Origin of the sequence: Nonomuraea sp. KM90 (assembly GCF_052246675.1) — a bacterium.
GTDB lineage: Bacteria > Actinomycetota > Actinomycetes > Streptosporangiales > Streptosporangiaceae > Nonomuraea.
The window spans coordinates 69,765-96,467 of record NZ_JBQQCB010000019.1 but is presented as its reverse complement, the minus strand read 5'-3'; the positions used below and the strand labels follow the sequence as shown (position 1 = coordinate 96,467).

Below are 26,703 nucleotides of genomic sequence, written 5' to 3'. Positions count from 1 at the left end.
AGGCCGGGGCGATTCAGGCAGGCCCGTCAGCTCCCATTGGATTACTGATACCGGAATCCTGTTCATGCTGGCCAGGGGACGTCACGTTGCGTTGCACCCAAGCCCCATCGTCTCGTGGCGATCAGGGTCTGTGCTTGTCGGTGGCGGCTGGCAGCATGACGACATGACCATGCAGCCCCTCGATGTCTCTTGGCTCTGCGGCGAATACGCCGAGGAGTGCTACAGCTTCATCTACATCCGTGCCACGCCTGAACAGGTGGTTTCCCGCCTCGGCGGTCGATGGGAGGACTTCACGCCGGGTCCCTTCCCCGATGACCCGGATGACTATCCAGACCTGGGGGAGTCGATCGGCGTCACCTCCATCGGTGATTGGACGTTCGTTTTCGATCCTGCCTGGCTCGGCACCCGCGAAGACGTGATCACTGAACTCTCCGAGGGCACCAGCCTCGTCTCCCAGGCCGCACTCGGCGTCAAGGGCATAGAGGACTTCTACTGGTGCGAGGATGGCGAGATCCGGTTCGCCTTCGGGAGTGATGACGGATATCGAACGGAGATACCGGATGAACTCGTGGGCACGATGGCGGAGATCGACAGGCTCTACCCGTCGTTTCACCAGTTCTACGAAGGGCCTGCTTTCCTGCTTGTCGAGCGCCTGACCGGGATCAGGGTGACGGAGCAGCTGCTGAAGGGCTCCACGCTGATGTGGGGCGTCGTCCCAGAACCGGTCAAGCCGTAACGTTGGCCGGCAGCGAGCTTCTCCATCTTGAAGCAAGAGCTCAGAGCGGGGCGTGTCCACGGAAGTGATGGCAGAGGTGAAGGATCGGCCTGAGCTGGTGTCGACGTGCTGGAACTACTGGATCGCGGTCCCGACCGGTGACCAGGCGGGTGTCATGGACGTCTTGGGCCTCTCCTCCTCTGAGCCGATGACGTTCGCCGGGGGCTCGAGAAGTGATCTGCGCCGACGGGTACGGCGACCCGGACGACCGCCGTCACCTGTCGCGGGTTTTCGTCACACCCGAGGTGGACGGCTGGACCCTGGTCATCGGGGCCTGGTGCGATCCCTGTGACGGCGAGCGTCACGAGGATGTGCTCAGATCGTGCGAGGCACTGAGCGCCCGCCAGGGAGGAGCCCAGGCCCACTACTACGGTGCGCGGGGGGCGGCTCGGCGTGGCTGGTGGCCGAGCACGGCCGCGTCGTGCGCCCGAGATCGCCGCCGCGTACGGTGTCAGCCCGTTCACCTTGACGTGCGAGACGAAGGTACGGGGGACCGGAGTGCTCGCGGTCACACCGGGCACGACCGACCACAGGAGTTGAGGGACAGGGGCGGCTCCAACCGCCGCCAGCAGCTCGATGGGGAACTTCCGATCGGCTTGGCCGCGCCAGCTCGGGGATCAGGCTGGTGCCGAAGATGCAGAGGGTCTGCTCACAGGGGTGGCCGAAGGTGCCGTTGGTCCTGTCTTCGGACAGGAAGACGTAGTAGTCGCCGTTGGGGAAGGTCTCGACGGGCCAGCTCTGGGCGTCGTCGAGGGCTTGGCGGTGGGGTCAGAACCACCAGCATGGGTGCTGCCAGTCGAGCAGCAGCAGGCGCTGTGACTTGGGAAAGGCGCGGGTCATGGCCAACAGGTCAAGGGCGTTGACGGCGTTCTGGGCGGCGGCGAATTCGGGCGGGCTCCTGGCGAAAATCGGAGCCAGGTCGATGGTCAGCGACGGTACGGGCTCATTGATGGTCGGTTCGCCGTGCTGCCATGAAGTGGTCGGAAGGTGAAATGCGCGTCGAACGGAGCCCAGTGGTCTTCGTAGCTATCCGGGTCGATTTGCTCCAGGCGGTGGTGGTCATGAGATGACCGTTACGGTGAGTGGCGCGAGCCGGGCTGGGGGTGGTAGCCGGGCCTGAAACCGGAAAGTCCGACTCCAGATCGTGGAATCGGGCCTTCTCTGCGTTCGGGGCTACCTGGTGGATTGTTGGTCTTCAGGCTGGGACTTCGAGAGCGTCATCATGGAGAAGTCTGCGAACGCGGCGCGGGCCCTGCTGTTGCGGTCTTGAGATGTGTGGGTGAGCGGTTGGGCGTCGTCGAGATCTGCTCGTGGCCTATGAGTCGGGCGACGTCGTTGACGGGGCAGGTGGTGTAGCGGCGGCTTCTGCCCGTACTCGCTGTGTGCGGTTGTGTTCGTGTGGCGATCGAGCAGGTGGCTTTTATCGGGGTGTTCGCGCTGGGGGTCGTCGCTCGTGTTGCGTGTCCGGGCAGGTCATGTGACGCAGATCACTAGCTTGGGGTGCTCGTAGAGCAGGTTGTCGGTGGTGCCTGCGATCGTGTCCTGCATGGGCGAGCTGGTCGAGCGAGTGGATGAACTGGACCGCGTGCTGGGAGTCGTGGATCGCGCAGAGGCGGAGCGTCGGCGATGGATGCATCGGATCGCGACGACGATCTGTCGCGATCCGATGCGGCGGATCCTCGTGCTGCGCCGAGCGGAGCAGCACACTCGCTTTCCCGGCCACTATGACGTGATGGTCGGCGGTGCCGTGGACGTGGGCGAGTCGTATGAGGACGCGGCAGCCCGCGAGCTGTCCGAGGAGCTGGGCGCCGGCGTCCCGGTGCGTTTCATGTTCAAGTTCCTGTGCCGGGATGGGGTCAGCCCTGTCTGGTTCGGGGTGCACGAGGCCGTGATCACTGAGCCATTGCTTCCAGATCCGTCCGAGATCGCGTGGCATGCCTGGCTCACAGAGCTCGAACGGCGGGAGGTCGTTGATCGATGGTCTTTCGTTCCCGGTGGGCGAGAGGCGTTGCGCCGATATTCGGTATTCGGGAACGAGGGCCAGCCGGCGGCCGGCTGATCGGCGGCAGCATGTTGCCCGGCTGTGACCGCAGGACAGCGCGTGATCGAGGAATGGTGACCGGCGAACGTACACGCGAAGCCGAGGTTGACACTCCGTTCCGGCCAGCTGCCGCTTCGCGGTGAGTCGACGCGGCGGTACGAGGTGATCGGGCACTGTACGCGGCTTCGCCCAGGACGGCTACGAGTCGGCGCGGGGCCACTGCCTCATCTGGTCTGCCAGCGGCGGTTCGCGCGGGAAAGTGAGCGTGCGTCCGAGTAGCCGAGACGCCGCGCGAGGCTGTTGAGGCCGGCCGGCCGCATGCGGTGGTATTCCGATCGCCGTACGCGATCGAGTTCTTCGCGCCAGGTGGTGCCGTGGGCGGCGAGCCGCCGCTGCAGGGTGCGAGGGCTTGTCGCGAGACGCGCGGCAACGGCGGCGATGGTGGGGCCTGTCATCAGCGAGTCCCGTAGTAGCCGGCGGAACTGGTCCAGCCATGTGGTCCTCACCGGCAGGGGCGGAAGGCTCTCGGCCTGGTATCGCAGGATCCTCGCCAGGAGCGAATCGGCCCCGAGGAGGGGCAGATCCAGGTCGGACTTGCGCATGGTGACGGTGTCGGCAGGGGCGCCGAAGTCCACCTGGTCGGTCTGGAAGAACGCGTGGAACGCGTCGTGACGTCGGGGTGCGGGCTGCCGGAGGGCGACCTGCACCGGGTTGACGGGACGACCGGTGGCCGTGCGGGCGCGGCTGAAGGCGCCGGCGATCCAGAACTGCATCGCCAGGTCAGCGCCGCGCCCTTCGCCGGTGTTGAGATGGACGGTGAAGGAGAACTCCCGATCGGTCTCTTCGGCGGGCTCGAATCGCCAGTTCGTGCTGATGGTGTTCATGTACGTGCCGGTGGCCGCCATGCCGTCCCAGAGCGTGGGAGCGGTGATGAACAGGTAGTCGTAGAGGCCGAGCGCGCCGACCACGTAGCGTTCGGCGATCATCAGGGCGATCTCGCGATGGTCCACACCGTGCTCGACGAGCTCCCACGCTCGCAGATAACGGTCGCCGGTGATCCTGGCGTGATCGGTACGGAGCGCCCGTCCGGGAATGCCGGCCTGCCGTGCTAGCGGCTCGGGGTCAAGACCTGAGCCGCTGATGATGAGCCTCGGAAGCAGTGCAAGATCGAACCCATCCACAGGCTAAGCCTGGCAGCACCGTGGCGCGGTTTACCACCTGGTTGGCGTGATTTGTCCTATCCAGCTCCGGGCGCTGTCCTTGATCCTCTTCTTAATCGCGACACGGGGGAGTGAAAGGAGCCTGATGCCCACCGACAACACCGCCCCAGCCGCCACCGTCACTTCGCGAACCGCCCTCTGGGACCGGCTCGCGCTGGGCACGGTCGCCGGTGCCGTTCTGTTCACCGTTGCCTGGATCGTGCTCAGCTTCATCAGCGATGGGTACACCATCGGCGGCGACCACATCGCGCCGTATTCCAACCTCACCCAGCCCATCAGCGGACTGGGCATGGGCGACACCGCCCCGTACATGAACACCGTGTTCCTCCTCAGCGGACTGCTGCTCGGGGTCGGCTTCCTCGGCTTCTTCCGGGCCTTCGAGGGAGGACGCACGATCAGGCGCGTGCCGGCCTCGATCGGCCTCGGCCTCGTACCGATCGGCCTGGCGCTCATCGGGCTGTTCGATCTCGAAGCGTCCCCGACGCAGGCCGAGAGGTGTTCGCCCTACTGAGCGATACAAGCCCTCTGGTACGAGCGGTGGTCCGCTCGGTCAGGCGACTGCTCTTCGAGATGGGTGAGGAGGAGTACGCCCGGCAGTGGAGAGGACGGGCCTTCCCACTGCGCGAGCTGAACGTGTTGGAATCCTGGCTCAAAGATCACTGACCTGGGTCGAAGATCCGATTCGTTGCCTCGGCGCCCTCCAGGAGGACGGGCGGTCGCGCACTACCCCCTGCACGACCGCAAGAGGTCCACCCTCGAGGTGTACGTGCTCGGTCCCCTCTACTGAGCCGGCTTGGCCTCCTCGGCCTGAGCGCCGCAGAACACCTCCTTGACGAGCCTGTCCGCCAGCGCCGAGAAGTCCTTCGCCGGTCCCCTTGTGGCCTCGTCCACCCAGGTCACCGAGGCGGTCAGGGTCCTCTTGCCGTCAGGAGAGCTGTACATCAGCGCCCCGAAGCCGTGCGGGGGGCTGCCGTTGTGCTGGTAGACAGTGCCGCAGTTCGGGCCCAGGTCCTGCACGAACAACCCGAAGCCGTAGCCGAGCTTGCCGTGCGGCTTGCGCATCTCGGCCAGCAGCGGCGCCGGGAGGAGCTTGCCGCCGTTCAGCGCGGAGATGAACGTGTGCAGGTCCTGGGTGGTCGAGATCATGTCACCGGCGCCGGCCAGGAGGGAGAGGTTCTGGCGGGTGATGTCGACCACCTTCCACTGGCCGGCGTCCTGGTAGCGGTAGTAGCCGTGGGCGTGCGGCCCGGGGATCTGCGTCCGGTCGCCCGGCACCATGGTGCCCCGCAGCCCGAGCGGGCGCAGGATCCGCCGCTGCATCTCCTCGGCGTACGAGCGGCCGGTGACCTTCTCGATCAGCAGCAAGGCCAGCGTGTAGTTGGTGTTGGAGTAGTTCTGGTCCGTCCCGGGCTCGAAACGTGCCGGCTTGGACAACGCGAACCGGACCAGCTCCTCGGGCCGGTAGCTGTGGAACCGGTTGTCCAGCCACTCCTGGCCGGTGGCGGGGAGCCCCGGCACGTACGTCCCGTTGTCGTAGGCCTCGCCGCCTGCGTAGTTGAACAGCCCGCTGGTGTGCTGCAGCAGCATCCGTACGGTGATCCGCGAGTCCAGCCCGAGCTCGGGGAGATGGCCGGCCACCGATTCGTCCAGCCCGATCTTGCCCTCGGCCACCAGTTGCAGCACCAGGGTCGCCACGAAGGTCTTGGTGACGCTGCCCACCGGGAACCGCCCGTTCGTCGGCGGCTTCGCGGCCTGGCCCAGCTTGCGTACCCCGGCGCTGCCGACCCACTCGCCCTGCTCATCGTTCACGCGGACCTGCATCCCGGCGAAACCGGCGTCGATGAACGCCTGGACGGCCGTCCGCAGCTCCGGGCGGTCCTGCCCGGCGGCGGCCGTCGGGACGGCCCGGCTGTCCGCCGAGGCCACTCCGGTCGTGGCCGCACCGGCCAGCAGCGCGGCCGCCAACGCCGTTGCCCCCACGCGCCGGAAGACCCGCGTACGGACGCTGTTGTCGCCGGCAGGCACGATCCTGTTTTCGTATGTCTTGTTGCGCAGCTTCGAGGCCGCTGACCTGTTCATGGCATTCACCATCGCCGAGCGCTCTGATACCGGGCCGTCGTCGTGCTGATACGGCCGCTGACACGCCACCGCGGCAGACCCGAAGCGCCGCCAGCCAGAACCTTCGCCCAGGTCCGGTGGCCGGACCTGGGCGGTCGCTGGGCAGTGGGGTGTGGACGTTGCCTTGGGTGCCGTGTTGTCTTGCTTGTCGGCAGGTGCGGGTGAACCCTGCACCGGATCCGCACACAGGCTGCGCATTGTTCGCATGTGCGCCTGCTTTGATGACGCCGTGACAGAGCGGCGAAGGCCAGAAGCGCGCGAGGTCTACTGGACGTTCGGATGCGGGCTCTCCGTGATCATCGCCATTGTGTGCGCGACGTTCGGAACCTTCCTCGATATCCACCTGGTGGCTCGCGCGCAGCGTTACTGCCTGGGCGACCTCAGCTCCGGAGAGAAGTTCGCCGGCACCTTCTGGGCCCTGAGCCGGATCGTGATCTTTCCGATCGTCTCGGTGCTATCGGCGCTTGGCGCACAGTCGTTCCATCTGCTGACCCGGCTGCCCTGGCCGGCCGGACGCATATGGGCGGGTGCCGTTCTGCTGGCTGTCACCATTGCCGGGTCAGTCGCCGGACCGACGGCGATGGCTTGGTACGACCTGGCCACCGTGGGGACCCCAGGAGATTGCGTTCTACCGTGGTGGCCGTCGTGGCTCCCCTCGTAAGGCCACAAAGCCGACACAGCAGGCGGAACTTCTCGCCTTGGCCGCGGCCTACAGCGCCGCCTGTGCACACCGCCTCACAGCCAGGTACGGAGGTCGTCGATGTCGACCAGGGGCAGTCCCCAGCGCAGGGCGAACGCCTCGAGGTCGGCCGCGCCGGCCATGGTGCCGTCGCGTTTCATCACCTCGCAGCACACGCCCACCGGGGGCAGGCCCGAGGCCAGGCACATGGCGACGGTCGATTCGGTGTGGCCGGCTCGTTCCCGCAGCAGGCCCGGGCGGGCGGCGAGCGGGATGACGTGGCCCGGCGAGGCGAAGTCGGCGGGCCGGGACTGGGGGTGGGCGAGGTGCCGGACGGTCGCGGCGCGTTCGGCGGCACTGACCCCGGTGCCTGTGCCGGCGGCCAGGTCCACGGGGGTGTGGAAGGCCGTACCCTGACGATCTCCGTTGCCCGCGAGGGCCGGGATCTCGAGCCGCTCCAGGATCTCCGGCGCGCACGGTACGCACGGGTAGCCGTACACCTCGGTCAGCAGGAAGGTGAAGGCGGCCGGACGCAGGTCCGCACCGGCGAAGATGACGTCGCCCTCGGCCTCGCGGTCGGGATCCCACACCATGACCGCGCCCCCGGCGGCGAACTGCTGCACCGCCTTCTCCACCCCGATCCGCCCGGAGAGATGGCCGGCCCAGCCCAGCGCCGCGACCGCGCGGGCGACGTTCGCGCTCGCGGAGCCGGGGTCGGCGGCCGCCAGGCGGCTCACCACGTCGGACTCGATGTTGACCCGGTCGCCTTCGGACAGGTCGGCCAGGGTCGTGCCGGCGAGGGTGGACGGGATCAGCACCACCGAGAACCGGTCCTTGACGATCTCGGCCACGGTCAGGCTCACGCCGTCGACCGCGATGGACCCCTTGGCGGCGATCCTGCGGATGAACCGGTCCGGCGGGCGGATCCACAACCGCTTGCCCACACCGAGATCGTTGTCGATACGTACGACCTTCCCGACGGCGTCGACATGGCCCTGCACCAGATGCCCGTCGAGGGGGTCGCCGACGGACAGGGGCGCTTCGAGGTTCACCCGGAGCCCGGGGGCCAGCAGCTGGTCGAAGGTCGTCCGGCGGCGCGTCTCCGCGCTGATCGAGGTGCTGACCAGGTCTTGCTCCACGCGCTCGGCGGTCACGCAGACACCTGCGACGTTCAGCGAGCCGCCCGGGACCAGCCGTCCGGCGCACTTGGCCGCTCGTACGATGATTCCCTTCGAGCCGACGGACTCGATCACGCCGATCTCGTGAATTCTGCCGGTGAACATGTCCATCCCCTTCGTGCTGCCGGTGGCATCAGGGACCGTCTTCGTGCGGGTCCGAGAGGGGGCGGGGTTTCACCGCGTGGCTCCGGAGTCGCGCCGGATCGTTCCTCCGTGGAGAAACCGGCGGGCTGTCACCGCCGCACCTGGAATCGCACCGCTTTCACGATAACCGGCGGCACCGTCAAAGTGAATGGCATTCGGTGTCCGTCGACGTCAAGTGGCGGGTTCCGTCATCGTCCTGGCCGTGGCGGGATGGGGTGGGATGGCGGTACGCGGGCGCCGCGGGGTCAATGTTCCGGTCGGAGGCAATGGGCGATCGTGTCGAGGTGGTCGTCGAGTGCGGTCAGGTCGGGCCGGTCGAACACCGCTTGCGTCCTGGCCCAGGCGGTGTTGTCGGTCTTGTACGCGGCGATGACGTCGCTGGTCGTGGTGCCGGTCATGGCGGCTACGAAGTCCGCCACGTCGGATGGGAGGCCTTCGGTGCGGGCCAGGATCCCGATCGCCTCGATGAGGTCGTCGGGGTCCTCGCGGAGGAGGCGTTGTTCCATCCAGCGGGTGAATCCGCTGTGGAAGCGGGTCACGGGGATCAGCTCGTCCGTTTGGTCGGCAGGATGGGTGAAGTCATGGCTCCTCCGTTGGGCCTGATATGTCAAGCAATGTACCTGTCGATACTTTGATCCCGTGTTGTATCGATCTGCTGCTCAGACGCCGGCTGCCGAAGGAATGTGACGCGTGAACGAAGACGAGTGGCTGGCCGAGCGGTTCGGCGAGCACCGGTCGCATCTGCGGGCGGTGGCCTACCGGATGCTCGGCTCGCTGAGCGAGGCCGACGACGCGCTGCAGGAGGCCTGGTTGCGGGCCAGCCGGGCCGACGTGGGCCAGGTGCACAACCTCGCCGGGTGGCTGACCACGGTGGTGGCGCGGGTGTGCCTGAACATGCTGCGCTCGCGCGAGCACCGTCGCGAGGATCCGCTGGACGTCCACGAGGCCGATCCGCTGCTGGGCCCTGCCTCAGGTGGGGACCCCGAGCAGGAAGCGGTGCTGGCCGACTCCGTGGGGGTGGCGCTGCTGGTGGTGCTCGACACCCTGACGCCGGCCGAGCGGGTCGCGTTCGTGCTGCACGATCTGTTCGCCGTACCGTTCGAGGAGATCGCCCCGATGCTGGAGCGGTCACCGGACGCCACCCGGCAACTGGCCAGCCGCGCCCGCCGCCGCGTCAAGGGGGCCGCACCCGCACCCACCGCCGACCTGACCCGCCAGCGGGAGATCGTCGGCGCGTTCCTATCCGCCACCCGGGGACGGGACTTCCAGGCGCTGATCACCCTGCTCCACCCCGAGGTCGTGCTGCGGGCCGACAAGGCCGTCATCCCCACGCCCGAGCCCGTCATCGTGCACGGAGCCGAGCCCGTCGCCAAGGGCGCGATGGCCGCGATGCAGCGGGCCCAGTTCACCGGACCGGCCCTCATCGACGGCACCGTCGGCCTCGCCATGGCCACCCACGGCCACCTGCGCGTGGCGCTCACCTTCACCGTCGTCGACGGTCTCATCACCGCCATCGACGTCATCGCCGAGCCTGACACCCTCCGTCGGCTCGAACTGGCAGTCCTCGACTGACGCCTGTCGCCGGGGCCGGGGGCGGATCGCTTGGATCCGCCCCCTGGCAACGCGCTCAGAGGGGGATCGCTTCGATCCGTCCTCCGGTAACCTGCTCCTTTCGTGTGTGGCGCACGTCACATTCGGCCCCGGTCACATGGACGGATCGCGGCGGGTCAAGGCAGTGACCGACCCACCCGGACCGGATCCCGAGCCAGCCGGCGGGCCCCGCCCCCGGTGGCCGAAGCGAAGGAGCACCCCAGATGTCTGCTGTTCACGTTGTCGTCACCACCCTCACCGCCGCCTGGGTGGGTTTCTCCGCCTACTCCGTGCTCACCCGCGCGAAGTGGGTTGTCGAACCGCTGGCCGAGTACGGTGTGCCCCGCTCGTGGTGGCCCTGGCTCGGCGCCGCCAAGGCCGCCGGAGCGGTGGGCCTGCTGGTCGGCCTGCTCGTGCCCGTCATCGGCATCCTGGCCGGGGCCGGCCTGGTGCTGTACTTCGTCGGCGCCGTCATCACCGTGCTCCACGCACGCTCGTACGTGCACATTCCCTACCCGCTGCTGTACCTCGCGCCGGTCATCGTCACCCTGGTGCTGGGCGTCACCGCCTGACGGCGTGCGACCTGCCGGAGACGGGCTTGAGCGACCGCTTCAGGAGGCTCTCCTCGCCGGAGGCTTCTCAGGCCGCCCGGCGGCCCATGATGAGATTTGCGGGGATGCGGACCGGCAGGCACAGGGTTTGCCCGTGTTCGCTGAACAGGTCGTCGCGGGAGTCGAAGGAGCCCAGATCGGCCAGCACCTGAGCTGACAGGTCGCATGAGGAGCAGGTGCCGCCGTCCCAGTCCACGGCAGTGCGCGTGATCGCGTCGAAGAGGGTCTCACTGCCGGTGTTGGTGAAGCGGCCTCCCGTCCGCGGCGTGCTCGGAGGGGCGTAGAGCTCGGACACGCTCACCCACTGACCGTCCAGGAAGAACTCCGGCCAGGCGAGCACGACCCGCCGAGGGACCAGCGCGCGCAGGCGCGGGAACCGGGGGTGCCAGAAGCGCCCGTCGACCAGCAGCCCTCTGACCCGGCTGGCGATCCCGCAGGCGCGGGCCACGGCCTCCAGCAACGCCAGCCGTTGGCTGCACGAGCCGCGTCCCAGGCGCAGCGTCGTGGAGGCGGGCTGCCTTTCGTTCATGGCGTACACCGGGCGTACGCGGGCCGCGATGAGCTGGTGGGCCGCTGTCAGGGTTGCTCGGTCCGCTCCGGCGCCGAGGTCCCCGGCCTCGGCGGCCAACTCCAGCACCCGGGGGTGTCTCCAGTCGAGGATGGCCGTGGGCGCCGCCGTTCGCGGCAGAGCGGGCACGCTCCTGTGCCGCGATCGTCGAAGCGCCGGGGTCATTCGATGATCATAAAGGCCGGAAAATGCGATATCGATGTCAGGGGGAATCCAGTAAGGTCGCGCCATGCAGCTCATGGACGTCTAGCGCGACGGGTCACCGCCTGTCACGTCATACCGCCCCTGATGGCCCGCGCCGCTTCCCGTCGGCCCAGGGGTTCCTCCTGAGCTGAAAACGCGAGGCTCCGTCATGCCGTCCGCCGCACTCGTCTGTTCCCTGCTGCTCACCTCCGTCGGCAGCGGGCTCTTCCTGCCGTTGTCGATCGTGTACTTCACCGTGCTCACCGACGTCCCGCTCGCCATGCTGGGCGTCCTGCTCGGCGCGGCCAACGCGGTCGCGATTCCCATCCCGCTGTGGGCGGGGGTGCTGGCCGACCGGTACGGCGCGCGCCGCCTGGTGATCGGTGCCCAACTGCTCCAGGCGCTGTCCTTCCTCGCCTACGCGTGGGTCGACGAACCCGTCGGCATCTTCCTTGCCTCGGCGGCCGGCGCGGTCGGGGTCCGGTTCTACTGGTCGTCGATCTTCACGCTCATCGCCGACCATGCCGACCACCACGCCTCCGCCCGCAAGGACCTCTGGTACGCGCGGGCGAACATCGCCCGGACCGTGGGGATCGGTGCGGGCGGGCTCATCACCGGCCTGCTCGTCGCCGATGGCCGGCCGGGCGCCTACCACGCGGTCGCCTACGCCTGTTTCGCCTGCTTCGCGCTGGCCGCCCTCGCGCTCGCGGCCGTGCCGCGTCCGTGGCGCCCGTCACGCCCGTCGCGCCTGCCGCGTCCGTCGCACCCTCCGGGGCCGCCCCGTCGTCCGGAACGGCCCGTGCCCGGCCTCGTCGGGTACCGGGCCCTGGTCAAGGACCGGGCGTTCATGGGTCTCACCGCACTCAACAGCCTCTTCGCCCTGTCGACGCTCATGCTCGGGCTCGCGCTGCCGACGTTCGTCACGGCCGCCATGAGCGGGCCCGGCCGGCTGACCTCGGCGGTCCTGGTCGGCAACGCGATCCTCATCGCGCTGCTGGGCAGCACCATCACGCGCCGGCTCGCACCGTACCGCCGCACCCGTGTCCTGTGTGCCGCCGCGGGGCTGTGGTCGGGCTGGGGACTGGCGCTCGCGGCCGTCACCCAGGGGCACGGTGCGTGGCCGGTGGCGGCGCTCGTCGTCTCGACGCTGCTGTTCACGGTCGCGGAGGTCATGCACGCTCCCGCCTCCATGGCGTTGGCGGCCGAGCTCTCCCCGGCCCAGGCGCGCGGACGCTACCTCGCGGTGTTCCAGTACTCCTTCGTCGCGGCGGAGATCATCGCGCCGGTGTTCTTCACCACCCTGTTCGGCGTCGGTCACGCGGTGCCGTTCCTCGTCCTCGGGGTGGTCAACGTCGCGGCGATCGTCTGTACGCTGCGGCTGGAGCGCCATCTGCCGGCCGGCGCTCCCGCTCCTTCCGGGACCTCATGAACGAGGTTCGCGCCGGGAGGCGGCGGGACGGTGGTGCTGTCCGGGCTGACCCGCAGCGGCGCTACTGCTGAGACCTGTACGTCAGCCGCCGCAGCGCCGCCTCGGCCGGTCCTCGCCGGCCGCCGGGGGCCAGCAGCGCGGCGAGCGCCACCGTGGCCAGCCAGGTCAGCACCGCGATACCGGACGCCGCGGCGTCGCCGACCCGCGTGCCGAGCCCTCCCGTGTACGGGGCGAACACCGCCACGAAGACCACTGACTGGAGGAGATAGCAGGTCAGCGACCACTGGCCGCACGCGGTGAGCGCCCTGACGACCGGGCCGGGGACCCCGCGCCGCAGCCGGCCGGCGAAGAGTCCGACGATCGCCGCGTACGCGAGCCCGCCGGCGATGCCCGTCAGGCTGTGCAGCGCGTACGCCGACACGGCCACCATGTCCGACGGGATCCAGACCTGGGTGTCGATCAGCGTCAGCGGCACCCCTCCGGCGACGGCCACCCCCGTGCCCAGGACGGCGACCCGGGAGAGCAGGTCACGGTGCGCCAGGGGGTCCTCCAGCACGCGGCGGCGGGCCGCCCAGATCCCGAACAGGAAGGCCGGCACCACGCTGGCGGCGAAGTAGGTGGGCGTCATCCCGGACCACCCGATCAGCCGCATCACCGTCGCCTCGATCGGGTCCGCCATGGCGGCGGGCGTGTCGCCCTTGGGCGCGGAGATGGTGAGCAGCCCGAACGCGAACAGCACCACGACGTGCAGCACGAGCCCGGCGACGGCGGCCCGCAGCACGGCCCGGTCCGCGCGCCGGACGAACCCGACGAGCACGAGCCCGACCAGCCCGTACGCGCCGAGGATGTCGCCGAAGAACAGCAGCAGCGCGTGGCAGAACCCGAACGCCAGCAACCAGAGGCTCCGGCGGCGCAGCACCTTGCGCACCTGCGGCCAGCTCCGGCCCGCGGCGAGCTGCCGATTTGCCAGCTGCACCAGGCCGTAGCCGAACAGGGCGGCGAACATCGGTAACGCCCGCCCGTCGACCAGCAGGATCTGTACGCCGGCGACCAGCCGGTCGAGCGCGCCGCCGTCGAGGGCGTAGCCGCGGAAGCCGGCAGTGTGCCCGGACAGGTACATGTGCGCGTGCGCCAGCGCGATGAGCAGCAGCATCAGGCCACGCGCGAGATCGGGCGCGAGCGCGCGCCGGGTGATGGGAGTGGCTCCGTCAGCGGGAGCCGGTGGGGCGATGGACATGGCTGTCCCCTCAGAATTAGATACAAAACTGTAGCTAATGCTTCAAGGTAAGCTACACACGTGTAGCTACGCAAGAGGGGTGGCGATGGGAGACCACGGCGCCAGGTCGCGCCGGCGCGGCGAAGAGCTGATCAAGGCCATCCACGACGCCGTGCTGGAAGAGGTGGTGGAGGTCGGTGTGGGGCGGCTGACCATGGACGGCATCGGCCGGCGGGCGGCCACGCCCCGCACCACGCTGTACCGCCGCTGGTCGGACCCGATCGAGGTGCTCCTCGATGCGCTCTACCACCAGCACCCGGTCGAGGAGCCGACCCCCGGGGCCGGTGACCTGCGCGGCGACCTGGTCAAGGCCCTGCGCCTCATGGTCGACTGGGCCCTCAGCCCGGCGGGCCGCGCGGTCGCCGCCATCCTCACCGACCCGAAGAGCGCGGCGCTGATGTCCGAGGCGCTGTTCGAGCGGGTCTTCGCCAACCGGGGCGGTACGTTCACCCGCACCGTGCTCCAGCACTACGCCGACCAGGGCCGCTTCCCGGCCGAGCTGCTCACCCCGGTCGTGGCCGACATCGGCGAGGCCCTTGTCACCAAGCGCCTGATCGACAGCGGGGCACCACCCACCGACGAGGACCTCGTTGCGATCGTCGACCAGGCGATCCTGCCCGCCATCGGTCTGGGCCCACGACGTCCATGACGGCCACGACGGCCACGACGCCCATGACAGCCACAACCCTCGCGGGCCCGACCGCATGGCGCGGTGGCGCAGGGGGAATGGCATCTCCTGGCCGAAGGCATCCCCCACCCCCGATGGACAGGAGACTCCGAGCATGTCCGTGAGCGAAGCCGGGCGTGTGCTCGCCACACCCACCGCGTACACCGACGAGGCCCGGCTGCACGAGGCGCTCACGCTGCTGCGCCGCGAGGCCCCCGTCCACCACGTCGACGTGCCCGGATACACCCCGTTCTGGGCCGTCACCCGGCACGCGGACATCCTGGAGATCGAGCGCGACCACGCCCTGTGGCTCAGCGCGCCCCGCCCCGTGCTGCGGACCGCGGGGCTCGACGCCGCGCTCGAAGCGCGCCGGGCCAAGGGGACCAGCCTCAGGAGCATCGTGCACATGGACGACCCGGAGCACCGCGTCCTGCGCGCAGTCGGCGCCGACTGGTTCCGGCCCAAGGCCATGCGCACGCTGGAGACGCGAGTGCGCGAGCTCGCCAGGCGCCACGTCGACACGATGGCGGAGCTCGGCGGCAGCTGCGACTTCGTCCGGCAGGTCGCCGTCCACTACCCGCTGTACGTGATCCTCTCCCTGCTGGGGCTCCCCGAGTCCGACTTCCCGCGCATGTTGCGGCTCACGCAGGAGATGTTCGGCCAGGACGACAGCGACACCGGGCGCGGCGGCACCCCGCAGGACCACACCGCGGTGCTGGAGGACTTCTTCGCCTATTTCCACGACCTGACCGCGCGGCGCCGTGCCCGGCCCACCGGCGACCTCGCCTCGGAGATCGCCAACGCCCGCGTCGACGGGGAGCTGCTGGACGACAACGTCGCCGCCTCCTACTACGTCCTCATCGCCACGGCCGGCCACGACACCACGAGCTCCACCATCGCGGGCGGGCTGGAGGCGCTCATCCGGCACCCGGCCGAGCTGCGGCGGCTGCGCGCGGATCCCGGCCTGCTGCCGTCGGCGGCCGAGGAGATGATCCGGTGGGTGAGCCCGGTGAAGTCCTTCATGCGCACCGCCTCGGCCGACACCCAGGTCAACGGCACGCCCATCAGGAAGGGCGAGGCGGTGCTGCTGTCGTACCCGTCGGCCAACCGGGACGAGGAGGTCTTCGACGACCCGTTCCGCTTCGACGTCGGTCGCGACCCGAACCGGCACCTGGCGTTCGGCTTCGGCGTCCACTACTGCCTGGGCGCCGCGCTGGCCCGCATGGAGATCCGCGCGCTGTTCGCCGAGCTCGTTCCCCGGCTGGCCGCCGTCGAGCTGGACGGGGAGCCGGCGTGGACCGCCACCACGTTCGTGGGCGGCCTCAAACGCCTGCCGATCCGCTACACCCTCACCTGATCTTCGAGCTGACCGGGCACCGCGCGGAGGCCCGGCCGTAGCCCGGCCGGGCGCTCCGCGGTCTCAAACATGCCGAGCCGGGATCAGCGCACGTAGATGTCCGGCCTCGGCGGGGTGGCCATGCGGTCGCCGAGGAAGAAGCCCGTGTGCGGCGGCTGGTTGTAGGCGGTGTTCTGCCAGGCCACCGACACGCGGTAGAGGGGGTCGTGCATCAGGGTGTAGATGCGCCGGTCCGTCGGGGTCGTCGTGGAATGGATACGCAGGGCGCGGTTGTCCGAGGTGGGCCAGACGACCTCCTCGCGCCAGTCGCCGAACAGGTCGGCCGACAGCGACGGGGTCGCCTTGGTGCCGTTGTTGGAGTGCACGCCCGAGGCGGTCAGCAGGCGGGTGTCGGAGCTGGTGCCGTACTTGTCGATCCTGGTCTGGTCGAGCAGCTCCCTGACCGGGTCGGCGTCCCACCAGATGAGGAAGTTGACCGAGGACGGCTTGCGGCCCGCGGTGTTGCCGGTGACGCTGCGCAGGTTGGCGTCGGCGGCCGACCAGAACTCACCGGCGACCCGGACCGTCGAGATGTCCCCGGCCACGCCGCGCCCGTTGTCGGAGCCGGAAGGGGTGGACCAGAGGATCGAGCCGTTGCGCGGGTCGACGTAGAGCGAGCCGGGCTGGGAGGTGGACTCGCTGACCTTGAAGTACTCCAGGCCGGCCCGGGCCGGGTCGAAGTCGCCCAGGTGCTGGGCGTCCCCGTGGCCGGTGCGGGTGCTCCACATGCCGGTGCCGTTGTCGTTCACGGCCATCGCGCCGTACACGATCTCGTCGCGGCCGTCCTGGTCGACGTCGCCGACTGACAGGCTGTGGCTGCCCTGCCCGGCGTACTGCGAGCCCGCCGAGTTGCTGTCGAACGTCCACCGCTTGGTGAGCGTGCCGTTGCGGAAGTCCCAGGCGGCGATGACGCTGCGGGTGTAGTAGCCGCGGGCCATGATGAGCGAGGGGCGTTCGCCGTCCAGGTACGCCGTCCCGGCCAGGAAGCGGTCCACGCGGTTGCCGTAGTTGTCACCCCACGAGGAGACCGTGCCGCGCGGCGGGTCGTAGTTGACCGTGGATATCGCGGCGCCCGTCAGGCCGTTGAACATGGTCAGATACTCGGGGCCGCTGAGGATGTAGCCGCCGGAGTTGCGGTGGTCGGCGCCGGCGTTGCCGATCACGGTCCCGGCGCCGTCTCTGGTGCCGTCGGCGGTCTTCATCGCGACCTCGGCCCGGCCGTCGCCGTCGTAGTCGTACACCTGGAACTGCGTGTAGTGGGCGCCCGCGCGGATGTTGCGGCCCAGGTCGATGCGCCACAGCCGGGTGCCGTTCAGCCGGTAGGCGTCGACGAACACGTTGCCGGTGTAGCCGGACTGGGAGTTGTCCTTGGCGTTGGACGGGTCCCACTTCAGGATGATCTCGTACTGGCCGTCGCCGTCCACGTCGCCCACACTGGCGTCGTTCGCGCTGTAGGTGTAGGCGACCCCGTCGGGGGTGGTGCCGCCCGACGGCGGCTGGATGGGGACGTCCAGGTAGGACCCGCCGGTGAAGCGGAGGGAGGCGGGGGAGGCGGCGTGTTCGGCCCCTCCGACGACCGCGCGCACGGTGTACGAGGCGTCGGCGGCGGCGCCGTTGTCCAGGTAGTTGGTGGCGGCGGTGAGCCCCGAGGCCACCCGGGTGGAGCCCCGGTAGACGTTGAAGGAGACGCCGTCGGGGTCGGTGCCGAGCAGCCTCCAGGAGACGAGGTTGCCGGAGCCGGAGCGCACGCTGATCAGCCCTCGGTCCAGGTCCTCCATCTGCTTCGTGGGTGGCGCGGCTTGGGCGGGGGTGGCGGCGATCGTGGTCGCGGCCAGGGCCAGGACGGCGGTCGCGGCGGCCAGGTGTAAGCGCATGGGGGTTTCCTTTACGTCTGGTAAGCGCTTTCCCGATGGGCGAAAAGAAAGTTTCATGGTGCGGGGTGAGGAGGTGATAGCGCTAACAGGCCGACGCGGAGAATACATCCGGTGGAAAATGCTGCCCGACCTGCGGGGATGGTCACAGGGGCTCCTCGTCGGCGTCAGGGGTGCCTGGGGCGGCGCCAGGCCGTATTAAAGCCTGGCGATAATTGATCCGCAAGGAGTCTTCCGCGCCCCTTTTACCCGCAGCTTGACTTCACGTCAGTGCTCGCTCCGGCCGGCGCAGGAGGGGGACGGCGGTGGCCAGGGCCAGCGCCGCGGCGAGGGCCGCACCGGGGAGCAGGGTCAGGGGCGTGGGCGCCGGGCCGCCGATCCCGGCCAGCCACTCGGCGGGCGCCTCCAGCAGCTCTCCCGCGCTGTCGGCCAGCGCGACGAGGCCGACCAGCAGGCCGCTGACCCGGCCGAGCAGCCGGTCGGGGGTGATCGCCTGGCGGTGGCTGATCAGCAGGATCGCGACGATGACCGTCCCGGTCTGCGGGACGAAGGTGCCGAACGCGTGCCACAGCTGACCCCAGGCCGTGCCGGACAGCGCCAGCAGCAGGGTGAACGGCTGGCTCGCCAGCAGGGCCGCCCAGGCCAGGCGGAAGGGGGCGTGCCTGCGGTGGAGCAGCACGGCCAGCAGCGCTCCCAGGAGGAGCGAGGCGACGGACGAGAACGTGGACATGAGGGAGTAGAAGTAGCCCATCGGCAGGTCACCCGCCGCTGCCGCCGCCTGCCGCGTCTCGTTCATCACCTCGTGGGCGACCTGCTCGAACAGCTCCGACGCGACGAGGTACACGGCGATCGCCCGCAGCGCAGGCTCGCGTACGGTGAAGCGCACGCCCTCCGCCGCCTCCCGCCAGAAGCCGGTCCTGGGCGGCGGGGGCTCCTCGACGGCGGTGACCCCGCGGAACGCCAGCGCCGCCACCGCCATCAGCACGCCGACGACGATCGGGAACCCGACCTCGTCGAGGTGGTCGGCCAGGGACAGCGCCGCCGCGAGGGCGAACATGATGAAGGACGGTGACACGGACAGCAGCGCGTTCGCCGTGACCAGGCGCTCGCGGCCCACCACGGACGGCAGGTAGGTCTCGCTGCCGATCGGCGCCAGCGCCCCCAGGGCCGTCGTCACCATCAGCACGGTGAAGAGCGGCGGCCCGCCCAGCAGGCCCGCGCCGTCGGCCGCCGCGACCGCGGCGAGCGCCGTCGTGCCGAGCAGGGCCATCGCGATCAGCACGCTGCGGCGGCGTACCCGGTCGATGAGCACCCCGAACGGCAGCCCCAGCAGGATGGCGGCGAGAGGCGCCGCGATCTCCTCCAGCAGGGCCCAGGCGTGGCGGTCCACCTCGGGGCTCCGGACCAGGAGCAGCGCGTCCCGCAGGAAGTCGACGGAAAGGGCGAAAGCGGCGAAGGCGAAGAGCAGCCGGAGCCACCGTAACCGGCTGGGGGTGATCATCCGGACATCTTCCTATGGTGGGGCGACCTCCCGCATGTCAAGATTCGCAGATGAGTTCGGAGACGAAGAGGCCGGGCAGTCGCGTCGTCCTGGCGATCGTGGCGGGGGTCGCCATCTTCGTCGCCCCCTTCGTCTGGGCCGTGGTCATGGCCCAGTTCTTCGCGGACGAACGGCACTGCGGCCACTACACCGGCTGCATCGGCTACTTCGTGCAGGCATGGGAGGTGGCACGCTGGGTCCTGGTCGGCTATCCGGTCGCGTGCTGGCTGATCATGCGGCTCGTACGGGCGCGCCGGGCCTGAGAGTCAGGCGGGGCCGGCCGAGGTGCGCTCCCAGCGGATCTCGCCGTCCTCCCAGCGGTCCGTCGGGTGCAGGCCGGCGGCGGTGGCGACGGCCGCCGAGGCCGCGTGGCCGGGGTGGATGTGCGCGATCACCGTGTCGACCTCCTGCTCCATGAGCCGGTCGATCATGGCCTTGGCGGCCGCGGCGGCCAGGCCGCGGCCCTGCCACGGCGTGCCGATCACCCAGGCCACCTCGGCGGTGCGGCCGTCGATCGTGGCCTGTACGTAGCCGGCCAGCCGTTCCTCCTCGCGCAGCCAGATCACCCAGTTGCGCCAGCCGGGCGGCCCGGCGGCCAGCCGCTCGTAGCGGGTACGCAGCTCCCGCTCGGTGAGCGGGGCACCACCGGTGAACTCGTGCAGGGCGGGGTCGGCGAGCACGGCGGCCATCTCGGTGGCGTGCTCCGGGCGCAGGGGGAGCAGGACCAGGAGCGGCGTCTCGATGATGGTCACCCGGCCACGATAGGGCCAACCTGTGGCCCCAAGGTGGCGGGGTCGGCAGGTGTTGGCGGCTGCGCGGTGACACGAAGCGACCTTGGCCCCGGGCGGGGCGCAGGGGACTCTGGGAAGTACTTCCTACACGGAGAGTTCTTATGGATCCTCTGCAGATGCCGGTGCCCGGTGAACGCACGTCCGAGACAATCCGCCGGTTCAGGGACGAGAGCGGGCCGGTCGTGCCCATCGAGCTCCCGGGCAAGGTCAACGCCTGGTTGGTGACCTCGTACGAGACGGTGAACGAGGTGCTCACCAACGACGGGACGCTCTACAGCAAGAACCCCCTGAACTTCCCCGCGCTGCACGACGGCACCATCCCGCCCGACTGGCCGATCCGCCAGGTCATCCAGGGCGACCACCTCCTGACCAAGGACGGCGCGGACCACCGCCGCCTGCGCGGCCTCATCAACCGGGCCTTCACACCCGCCCGCGTGGCGGCCATGGCCCCGCGCATCCAGGAGATCACCGACGAGCTGCTCGACCGGCTGGCGGACGAGGGCGACGTGGTGGACCTCGTGCGGCACTTCAGCGAGCCGCTGCCCATCGCGGTGATCTGCGAGCTGTTCGGCGTGCCCGAGGACGAGCGGTACCGGATCCGCGAATGGACCAACGTGCTGCTGTCGAACGTCAGCACCCCGGAGGAGGCCGCCACGGCCGCGGGGGAACTGCTCGGGTACCTGGGCGGGTTCATCGGGCGCAGGCGCGCCGAACCGGGCGACGACCTCACCACCGGGCTCATCCGGGCGCAGGAGGACGACGGCGACCGGCTGTCCGACGAGGAGATGTTGTGGATCCTGTGGCTGGTGCTGATCGCCGGCCACGAGACGACCGTGCACCTGATCGCCAACACGGTCGTCGCCCTGTGCGCCGATCCCGCGCAGCTCGCGGTCGCGCAGAAGGAGAACGCCTGGGACCAGGTGGTCGAGGAGGCGTTGCGCAGCCGCAACTCGGTGGTCGGCGTCCTGTTCCGCTATCCGATCGAGGACGTGCGGGTGGCCGGGACGACGATCCAGGCCGGAGAGCCGATCATGGTCGGGCTCAGCGGGGCGGGCACGGACCCGGCCAGGTTCGGCGGGGACGCCGAGCGGTTCGACATCTCGCGCGAGCCGGACGGGCACCTCGGCTTCGGCCGTGGCCCGCACTTCTGCCTGGGCGCCCCGCTGGCCAGGCTCGAGATGCGGATCGCGCTGTCGTCGTTGTTCGGCCGGTTCCCCGGGCTGCGGCTGGCGCTCACCGAGGGCCAGGTCCCCTACACCTCGTCGTTCATCACGGAGGGGCCGACGGAGCTGCCGGTGGTGCTCCGGAGCTGACCGGTGAGGTGGTGCTGGACGACCGGCGCCAGGCTGGCGACGGCGCTCTCCGTGTCGAGCGAGGCCAGGGGCTCGATGCGGAGCACGTAGCGGGCCGTCGCCACGCCGAACAGGTAGGCGCCCGTGAGGGCGGCGCGCAACTCGGGCTCGTCCGCCTGCACGGCGCGGGCCAGGGGCAACATCACCGCGTCCGTCATGAACGACGTGACCATGGCGGACGCGCTGGGCGACGCGGTGGCGGCCCTGATCACCGCCAGCATCCTGGGGCCGGTGCGCGGGTCCTCCCACAGCTCCAGGTAGCGGCGGGCGAGGCGGGCCCCGAGCTCGGACAGCTCGCCCTGGCCGGCGAGCTCGGCCAGGTCGCCGACGGGCGGGTCGGCGCGCAGCGCGGCGTCGAACAGCCCGTCCTTGCTGCCGAAGAACTGCAGCACCAGTGCGGGATCGACGCCCGCGGCCCGCGCCACCCCGCGGATCGTGGTGCCGGTGTAGCCGTTTTCGGCGAAGCTCTCCTGGGCGGCCTGCAGGATCTCGGCACGCGTACGCGTCGCGCCCGGCCGGCGGCCTCCTGCCCGTTTCGGTTGCTCGGTCACGGATCCAGACTAACTCATCGGTGTTGAGTTTTGCCGTTTTCTCGGCTACCGTTTAACTCAACACCGATGAGATAAGGAGCACGGCCATGGAGTACCTGCTCATCAGGCAGCGGTTCGCCGACTACGACACGTGGCGGGAGGCGTTCGACGGATTGGCGAGCGTCAGGGAGGCCGCGGGGATGCGCACCGTCCTGGTCACCGTCGACGCAGAGCGGCCCGAGGAGGCCGTGGTGCTGTTCGAGTGCGCGGACGCGCAGGCGATGCGGCGGCATTTCGCCTCCGACGCGCTCAAGGAGGCGCACCGGCGGGCCGGGGTGGTGCCCGGGAGCAACCAGGCCACCGTGCTGATCCCCCGGTGAGCCCTCAGCTCGCTCCCTGATCGACCGTCTCCACCAGCCGGGCGACGAGGGGGTTCGCGTCGTCCGCGCGCCAGGCCACGGCCACGCTCGTGCGTACGCCGGCCGGCGCCACCCGGCGGAAGGCGACCCCCTTGAGCCGGATCCGCCTGATGCTCGCGGGCGCCAGCGAGACGCCGAGACCCGCCTCGAAGCGCGCATACGGTCTGCCACTCGACCGCGTGCTGCGCGATCTCCGGCGTGAACCCGGCCGCCTCGCACAACCCGACGATCCGGTCGTGCAGCCGGGGCCCGTGGGCGCGCGGCAGCAGCACGAAAGGCGAGCCGGCCAGCCGGGCGATCTGCACCGTACGCCCCGCCGCCAGCGGGTGGCCGGCGGGCAGCACGGCCACGAACGGCTCGCTCAGCACGGTCGCGAACCCCAGCCCCGGCTCGTCGTCCGGCGGCTCCCGCAGCAGGCCGACGTCGATCCGCCGGTCGTGCAGGGCGGCGAGCTGCGGTGCCGTGGTCATCTCGTGGATCTCGATGCGCACACCGGGAAAGCGCTCCCGGTAGGTGTTCAGCAGGCCGGGCAGGATCGTGAGCGCCAGCGAGGCGGCGAACCCGAGCCGGATCCGGCCCGCCCGGCCGCTGCCCGCCGCGCGGGCCGCCGCCAGCCCGCCCTCCAGCTCGGCGAGCGCCCGGCGGGCGGCGGGCAGCAGCTCCCGGCCCGCCGGGGTGAGCTCGACCCGGCCCGGCGCGCGGCTGAACAGCGCGTGCCCGACCTTGCTCTCGAGGCGGCGGATCTGCTGGCTCAGCGGCGGTTGCGCGATGCCCAGGCGGTCGGCGGCGTGGCCGAAGTGCAGCTCCTCGGCGAGCACGACGAAGGCGTGCAGTTGCGGGAGGGGGAGTTCCGGGCGGTCCATACCTTTAGAGATATCAGTTCATGGTTCGGGCGCTATTAGACGTATCTGTGCTGGTCATCGTAGCCTTCGGCGCATGACAGAGCGACGCGCGATCCTCAGCGGCTCCACGTTCGAGGAGCAGATCGGATACGCCCGGGCCGTGGTGGACGGCGACTGGGTGCACGTCTCGGGGACGACCGGCTTCGACTACTCGACGATGACGATCTCCGACGACGTGGTGGAGCAGGCCGCGCAGTGCCTGCGCAACATCGGCTCGGCCCTGGCGGAGGCCGGGTGCGGCTTCGGCGACGTCGTACGCGTGCGCTACCTCCTGCCGGACCGCGCCGACTTCGAACCCTGCTGGCCCGTCCTGCGGGAATGCTTCGGCGAGGTGCGGCCGGCCGCGACCATGCTCATGTGCGGCCTCGCCGATCCGCGGATGAAGATCGAGATCGAGGTGTACGCGCGCCGATCCGCCGCCTGAGACCTGCGGCTGCGATCCTCTTGTGCGTCAGTGGCGTACGAGGCGGCCCACGCGATCCTGCGCCACGACGACGACAGGACGGCGCTGTGGGAGCTCGACCAGCGCCTGCGCCGGGGCCGCCTGCCCGAACCCCTGTGACCGTGGTCAGGCAGGGCTGCCCCTCGCGGGCCCGGCCCCGGACGCGCTGCACGTGCTCATGCGGGACCCCTTCGACGGAGACGGCGGCGATGGCAGTGGCCGGCGTGCCAGGCCGGTCCGACGAAGTGCGTCCAGGCATCTCGCGGGCTGGAGGTCAGTCGCCCGCAAGGTCGTGGAGCAGGTCGGTGACGCCGAGGGAGTCCAGGAGCGCGCCGGCGGGGACGGTGTACGGCGCGGAGAACGCGCAGGTGGTGGGGTGGGCGACCAGCGCGTCCAGGAGTTGTGGCACGCCGAGTGTCCCCAGCAGCGTCGCCGGGCTGGGCGGGGCCGCCGACGGGCCGGTGGACGGGGCGCAGGCGGCCCGGTGCCTGATGATGAGCGCGTCGGTGAGCTTCGCGACGGAGGAGGCGTCGAGCACGGAGGTGGACCGCACCACCGTGCCGGGGGACGCCGTGATCCGGATGCAGTCCAGCGCCTTGCCGACGAGGTCTTCCAGCATCATGCGCGCCGGCGAGACGTGGGAAACATCGGCCGCATCGGCGGCCGAGAGGCCGGTTGTGGACGGGCTGGACGCGGATGGGCTCGGGGTGGCCGGGCTTGGGGAGGCCGGGGCGGGCGTGATGGGGCTCGGGGTGGCGGGGGTGGGCGTGACGGGGCCGGAGGTGATCGACGGCGACAGGCTGGGGGCGGGCGACGGGGCCGGGCTCGGGGCGGCGTACCGGCCCGCGGCCGAGTACGGAGCCAGGAAGCCCGGCACGGACGGCTGGCTCAGCGGCGGCGAGAAGAACCTCTCGAGGGAGGTGCCGGCGACGAGCGAGTCCATGAGTCCCCTGATGTCGTCGGCGGTGACGGTCCCCGCCACCCGCGGAGGCGGCGACACGTAGATGCTGATGCCGTCGTAGTTCCTGCACGGCGCGGTGTCGGCCGCGGTCTCGGTCTCCGCGTTCGCGACCCCGGCGCCGGCCAGCAGGACGGCGGTGGTCGCGGTGAATGCGGCAACGGCATGCCTGTACATGATTGATGCTCCCCAAGGGTGATGATCAGGTTATCGCTGCGATCAGTACCCTTAGTAGTGGTTCAATTACTTCATAGTTGGATCTAGCCCTCTTTACTGGTAGGCGCCATGCTGCAGGGAAAGTCCTTTCTGGGCATGCTCATCGCCGCGCTGATCCTGCTCACGGCCTGCTCCGACGACCCGCCCACGAACCCGGGGCTGCGCGCCGAGTTGCTCCGGATGCTGGAGCTCGACCAGAAGGTCAGGACGCTGGACGCGTCCCAGGAGGACTGGGACCGGGTGGAGAAGGCCAACACCGACCGCATGCGCCAGATCCTCGGCGCGCACGGCTGGCCCGGGTACGCCATGGTCGGCAGGGACGGCGCGCACGCCGCCTGGGCGCTCGTCCAGCACGCCGACCGCGACCTGGACCTGCAGCGGCGGGGTCTGGAGCTGATGCGGCGGGCCGTGGACAAGGACGACGCCGACCCCTCCGACCTGGCCTTCCTCGTGGACCGGGTGCGCGTGGCGGAGGGGAGGCCGCAGGTGTACGGCACGCAGTGGGAGACCGGCCCCGAGGGGCAGTGGCGGCCGCGTACCCCCATCGAGGACCAGGCGAAAGTGGACGAACGACGCGCGGACGCCGGCCTGAAGCCGCTGCGGGAGTATCTCGAGGAGCTCAAGTCGGCCCAGTGACTCCAGCTAATATTGAAGCGCTGTTACATTGCTGGAGAGGAGCCCCCTTGCGTCCCCCGATCGAACCCTACGAGCACGGCATGCTCGACACCGGTGACGGCAACCTCATCTACTGGGAGGTCTGCGGAAATCCGGACGGCAAGCCCGCGCTCATCGTGCACGGCGGACCCGGATCGGGGTGCTCGGTCAACGCGCGCCGCACCTTCGACCCCGAGCGGTTCCGTACCGTCCTGTTCGACCAGCGCAACTGCGGCCGCAGCCGCCCGCACGCCGCCAACCCCGCCACCGACCTGACCAACAACACCACCCACCACCTGATCGCCGACATGGAGCGGCTGCGGGAGCACCTCGGCATCGACAAGTGGCTGCTGTACGGCGGGTCGTGGGGGTCGACGCTGATCCTGGCCTACGCCGAGACCCATCCCGAGCGGGTGACGGAGATCATCATTCCGGCCGTCACGATGACGCGCCGCTCCGAGATCGACTGGCTCTACCGGGGCGTCGGGCGGTTCTTCCCCGAGGAGTGGGAGCGGTTCAGGCAGGGCGTGCCCGAGGCGGACCGCGACGGCGACCTCCTGGCAGCGTACGGGCGGCTGCTGTCCGACCCCGACCAGAAGGTCCGCGAGAAGGCCGCCCGCGACTGGATCACCTGGGAGGACGCGGTGATCTCGCTGGAGGGCAACGGCACGCCCAACGCCTACAGCGACCGTCCCGACGACGCCATCATGGCGATGACCCGGATCTGCGCGCACTACTTCTCCAACGGCGCCTTCCTGGAGGAGGGCGTGCTGCTGCGCGAGGCGGGACGGCTGGCCGGCATCCCCGGCAGGCTGGTCCACGGCCGCCTCGACATGGGCGGCCCGCTGAAGACGGCGTGGGAGCTGGCCCAGGCCTGGCCGGACGCCGAGCTGGTCGTGGTGGAGGACTCCGGGCACACCGGCAGCCAGACGTTCGTGCAGGCCATCAGGTCGGCCGTCGCCGAGTTCGCCGACCGGTGAGGGATGAACCCGCGGCTCGCGATCATCGGGGGTCTGGACGGTGCCCCTGGTGACCATCGCTCGCCGTCGGTCGATGCCGTACGGGGGTGAGCCGCGGGTTCGCAGGCCGGCGGGCGGACAGGGCGCGGCGAGGCGCCGCCGGCGGCATCGCCATGCCTTGTCCGCTCGCTGAC

General features: G+C 70.2%; 26 protein-coding genes and 2 pseudogenes. 15 read left to right on the top strand and 13 right to left on the bottom strand.

All coding sequences use genetic code 11. The annotated features are described in order from the left end of the window. Nucleotides 1-163 precede the first annotated feature (163 nt). Entirely contained in the window at nucleotides 164-736 is a 573-nt protein-coding gene (locus ACTWPW_RS21805) for a DUF6461 domain-containing protein (protein ID WP_443169752.1), read from the top strand. 354 nt (nucleotides 737-1,090) lie between these two features. On the opposite strand, the pseudogene ACTWPW_RS21800 reads toward ACTWPW_RS21805, so the two are convergent. After that, a pseudogene (locus ACTWPW_RS21800) lies at nucleotides 1,091-1,789 on the bottom strand (DUF2716 domain-containing protein). Between the two features lie 532 nt (nucleotides 1,790-2,321). Here ACTWPW_RS21800 and ACTWPW_RS21795 point away from each other — a divergent pair. Beyond that, complete coding sequence (locus tag ACTWPW_RS21795; protein WP_443169751.1) at nucleotides 2,322-2,834, top strand: NUDIX hydrolase; 513 nt, start codon at nucleotides 2,322-2,324, stop codon at nucleotides 2,832-2,834. Between the two features lie 206 nt (nucleotides 2,835-3,040). Here the strand turns inward: ACTWPW_RS21795 and ACTWPW_RS21790 are convergent, their stop codons facing one another. After that, nucleotides 3,041-3,997 carry an AraC family transcriptional regulator ligand-binding domain-containing protein gene (locus ACTWPW_RS21790; RefSeq protein WP_443169750.1) on the bottom strand — a complete coding sequence of 319 codons (957 nt, stop codon included), beginning with the start codon at nucleotides 3,995-3,997 and terminating at the stop codon, nucleotides 3,041-3,043. Between the two features lie 124 nt (nucleotides 3,998-4,121). On the opposite strand from ACTWPW_RS21790, the gene ACTWPW_RS21785 reads away from it, so the two are divergent. Then, nucleotides 4,122-4,547, top strand: a complete 426-nt coding sequence (locus ACTWPW_RS21785) for a hypothetical protein (protein WP_443169749.1) — start codon at nucleotides 4,122-4,124, stop codon at nucleotides 4,545-4,547. A gap of 269 nt (nucleotides 4,548-4,816) precedes the next feature. Here the strand turns inward: ACTWPW_RS21785 and ACTWPW_RS21780 are convergent, their stop codons facing one another. After that, nucleotides 4,817-6,115: a serine hydrolase domain-containing protein gene (locus ACTWPW_RS21780; protein WP_443169748.1), complete on the bottom strand. Its 1,299-nt coding sequence runs from the start codon at nucleotides 6,113-6,115 to the stop codon at nucleotides 4,817-4,819. A 268-nt stretch (nucleotides 6,116-6,383) separates the two neighbouring features. On the opposite strand from ACTWPW_RS21780, the gene ACTWPW_RS21775 reads away from it, so the two are divergent. Beyond that, nucleotides 6,384-6,815: a hypothetical protein gene (locus ACTWPW_RS21775; RefSeq protein WP_375113212.1), complete on the top strand. Its 432-nt coding sequence runs from the start codon at nucleotides 6,384-6,386 to the stop codon at nucleotides 6,813-6,815. 74 nt (nucleotides 6,816-6,889) lie between these two features. Here the strand turns inward: ACTWPW_RS21775 and ACTWPW_RS21770 are convergent, their stop codons facing one another. Both ACTWPW_RS21770 and ACTWPW_RS21765 read right to left on the bottom strand, forming a co-directional pair. Next, entirely contained in the window at nucleotides 6,890-8,116 is a 1,227-nt protein-coding gene (locus ACTWPW_RS21770; protein WP_443169747.1) for a riboflavin synthase, read from the bottom strand. Between the two features lie 284 nt (nucleotides 8,117-8,400). Then, complete coding sequence (locus ACTWPW_RS21765; RefSeq protein WP_375113214.1) at nucleotides 8,401-8,694, bottom strand: hypothetical protein; 294 nt, start codon at nucleotides 8,692-8,694, stop codon at nucleotides 8,401-8,403. A gap of 151 nt (nucleotides 8,695-8,845) precedes the next feature. On the opposite strand from ACTWPW_RS21765, the gene ACTWPW_RS21760 reads away from it, so the two are divergent. Then, nucleotides 8,846-9,727, top strand: coding sequence for a sigma-70 family RNA polymerase sigma factor (locus ACTWPW_RS21760; RefSeq protein WP_375113215.1), 882 nt, complete (start codon nucleotides 8,846-8,848; stop codon nucleotides 9,725-9,727). A gap of 242 nt (nucleotides 9,728-9,969) precedes the next feature. Continuing rightward, nucleotides 9,970-10,317: a DoxX family protein gene (locus ACTWPW_RS21755; RefSeq protein WP_443169746.1), complete on the top strand. Its 348-nt coding sequence runs from the start codon at nucleotides 9,970-9,972 to the stop codon at nucleotides 10,315-10,317. A 67-nt stretch (nucleotides 10,318-10,384) separates the two neighbouring features. Here the strand turns inward: ACTWPW_RS21755 and ACTWPW_RS21750 are convergent, their stop codons facing one another. Then, nucleotides 10,385-11,089 (bottom strand): transglutaminase domain-containing protein, encoded by a 705-nt coding sequence (locus ACTWPW_RS21750; RefSeq protein ID WP_443169745.1) that lies wholly within the window; start codon nucleotides 11,087-11,089, stop codon nucleotides 10,385-10,387. 187 nt (nucleotides 11,090-11,276) lie between these two features. On the opposite strand from ACTWPW_RS21750, the gene ACTWPW_RS21745 reads away from it, so the two are divergent. Beyond that, a complete protein-coding gene (locus tag ACTWPW_RS21745) occupies nucleotides 11,277-12,536 on the top strand; it encodes an MFS transporter (RefSeq protein WP_443169744.1) in 1,260 nt (419 codons plus the stop codon). A 61-nt stretch (nucleotides 12,537-12,597) separates the two neighbouring features. On the opposite strand, the gene ACTWPW_RS21740 is transcribed toward ACTWPW_RS21745, so the two are convergent. Beyond that, nucleotides 12,598-13,773, bottom strand: a complete 1,176-nt coding sequence (locus ACTWPW_RS21740; protein WP_443169743.1) for a DUF418 domain-containing protein — start codon at nucleotides 13,771-13,773, stop codon at nucleotides 12,598-12,600. Nucleotides 13,774-13,858: 85 nt separating this feature from the next. Between ACTWPW_RS21740 and ACTWPW_RS21735 the strand changes: the two genes are divergently transcribed. Then, nucleotides 13,859-14,461 (top strand): TetR-like C-terminal domain-containing protein, encoded by a 603-nt coding sequence (locus tag ACTWPW_RS21735; protein WP_375113220.1) that lies wholly within the window; start codon nucleotides 13,859-13,861, stop codon nucleotides 14,459-14,461. A gap of 133 nt (nucleotides 14,462-14,594) precedes the next feature. After that, nucleotides 14,595-15,836: a cytochrome P450 gene (locus ACTWPW_RS21730; protein WP_375113221.1), complete on the top strand. Its 1,242-nt coding sequence runs from the start codon at nucleotides 14,595-14,597 to the stop codon at nucleotides 15,834-15,836. A gap of 83 nt (nucleotides 15,837-15,919) precedes the next feature. On the opposite strand, the gene ACTWPW_RS21725 is transcribed toward ACTWPW_RS21730, so the two are convergent. Together ACTWPW_RS21725 and ACTWPW_RS21720 are read right to left on the bottom strand one after the other, a co-directional pair. Further along, nucleotides 15,920-17,749: a rhamnogalacturonan lyase gene (locus tag ACTWPW_RS21725; RefSeq protein WP_443169742.1), complete on the bottom strand. Its 1,830-nt coding sequence runs from the start codon at nucleotides 17,747-17,749 to the stop codon at nucleotides 15,920-15,922. A 259-nt stretch (nucleotides 17,750-18,008) separates the two neighbouring features. Further along, nucleotides 18,009-19,247, bottom strand: coding sequence for an MFS transporter (locus tag ACTWPW_RS21720; RefSeq protein WP_443169741.1), 1,239 nt, complete (start codon nucleotides 19,245-19,247; stop codon nucleotides 18,009-18,011). Nucleotides 19,248-19,297: 50 nt separating this feature from the next. On the opposite strand from ACTWPW_RS21720, the gene ACTWPW_RS21715 reads away from it, so the two are divergent. Continuing rightward, on the top strand, nucleotides 19,298-19,549 hold the full coding sequence (locus tag ACTWPW_RS21715) for a hypothetical protein (protein WP_375113224.1): 252 nt from the start codon (nucleotides 19,298-19,300) through the stop codon (nucleotides 19,547-19,549). A 3-nt stretch (nucleotides 19,550-19,552) separates the two neighbouring features. On the opposite strand, the gene ACTWPW_RS21710 is transcribed toward ACTWPW_RS21715, so the two are convergent. Then, entirely contained in the window at nucleotides 19,553-20,038 is a 486-nt protein-coding gene (locus ACTWPW_RS21710) for a GNAT family N-acetyltransferase (RefSeq protein ID WP_375113225.1), read from the bottom strand. Nucleotides 20,039-20,178: 140 nt separating this feature from the next. On the opposite strand from ACTWPW_RS21710, the gene ACTWPW_RS21705 reads away from it, so the two are divergent. Then, the gene (locus tag ACTWPW_RS21705) at nucleotides 20,179-21,390 is read left to right on the top strand and encodes a cytochrome P450 family protein (protein WP_443169740.1); all 1,212 of its coding nucleotides are present in this window, start codon (nucleotides 20,179-20,181) and stop codon (nucleotides 21,388-21,390) included. Here the strand turns inward: ACTWPW_RS21705 and ACTWPW_RS21700 are convergent. Continuing rightward, complete coding sequence (locus ACTWPW_RS21700) at nucleotides 21,330-21,980, bottom strand: TetR/AcrR family transcriptional regulator (RefSeq protein ID WP_375113227.1); 651 nt, start codon at nucleotides 21,978-21,980, stop codon at nucleotides 21,330-21,332. The two genes, ACTWPW_RS21705 and ACTWPW_RS21700, sit on opposite strands and share 61 nt — an antisense overlap. Nucleotides 21,981-22,066: 86 nt before the next feature. Between ACTWPW_RS21700 and ACTWPW_RS21695 the strand changes: the two genes are divergently transcribed. Further along, nucleotides 22,067-22,339 (top strand): antibiotic biosynthesis monooxygenase, encoded by a 273-nt coding sequence (locus ACTWPW_RS21695; protein WP_375113228.1) that lies wholly within the window; start codon nucleotides 22,067-22,069, stop codon nucleotides 22,337-22,339. A gap of 248 nt (nucleotides 22,340-22,587) precedes the next feature. Here ACTWPW_RS21695 and ACTWPW_RS21690 read toward each other — a convergent pair. Continuing rightward, nucleotides 22,588-23,241, bottom strand: a pseudogene (locus ACTWPW_RS21690) (LysR family transcriptional regulator); the annotation flags it as partial. Between the two features lie 73 nt (nucleotides 23,242-23,314). On the opposite strand from ACTWPW_RS21690, the gene ACTWPW_RS21685 reads away from it, so the two are divergent. Continuing rightward, complete coding sequence (locus ACTWPW_RS21685) at nucleotides 23,315-23,704, top strand: RidA family protein (protein ID WP_375113230.1); 390 nt, start codon at nucleotides 23,315-23,317, stop codon at nucleotides 23,702-23,704. A 292-nt stretch (nucleotides 23,705-23,996) separates the two neighbouring features. Here ACTWPW_RS21685 and ACTWPW_RS21680 read toward each other — a convergent pair whose 3' ends face one another. Further along, nucleotides 23,997-24,857 carry a hypothetical protein gene (locus ACTWPW_RS21680; RefSeq protein WP_443169739.1) on the bottom strand — a complete coding sequence of 287 codons (861 nt, stop codon included), beginning with the start codon at nucleotides 24,855-24,857 and terminating at the stop codon, nucleotides 23,997-23,999. 108 nt (nucleotides 24,858-24,965) lie between these two features. Here ACTWPW_RS21680 and ACTWPW_RS21675 point away from each other — a divergent pair, with 108 nt between their 5' ends. Both ACTWPW_RS21675 and pip read left to right on the top strand, forming a co-directional pair. Then, a complete protein-coding gene (locus tag ACTWPW_RS21675) occupies nucleotides 24,966-25,532 on the top strand; it encodes a DUF6624 domain-containing protein (RefSeq protein WP_375113232.1) in 567 nt (188 codons plus the stop codon). 47 nt (nucleotides 25,533-25,579) lie between these two features. Continuing rightward, nucleotides 25,580-26,530 (top strand): prolyl aminopeptidase, encoded by a 951-nt coding sequence (gene pip, locus ACTWPW_RS21670; protein ID WP_443169738.1) that lies wholly within the window; start codon nucleotides 25,580-25,582, stop codon nucleotides 26,528-26,530. The last annotated feature ends 173 nt before the right edge of the window (nucleotides 26,531-26,703 follow it).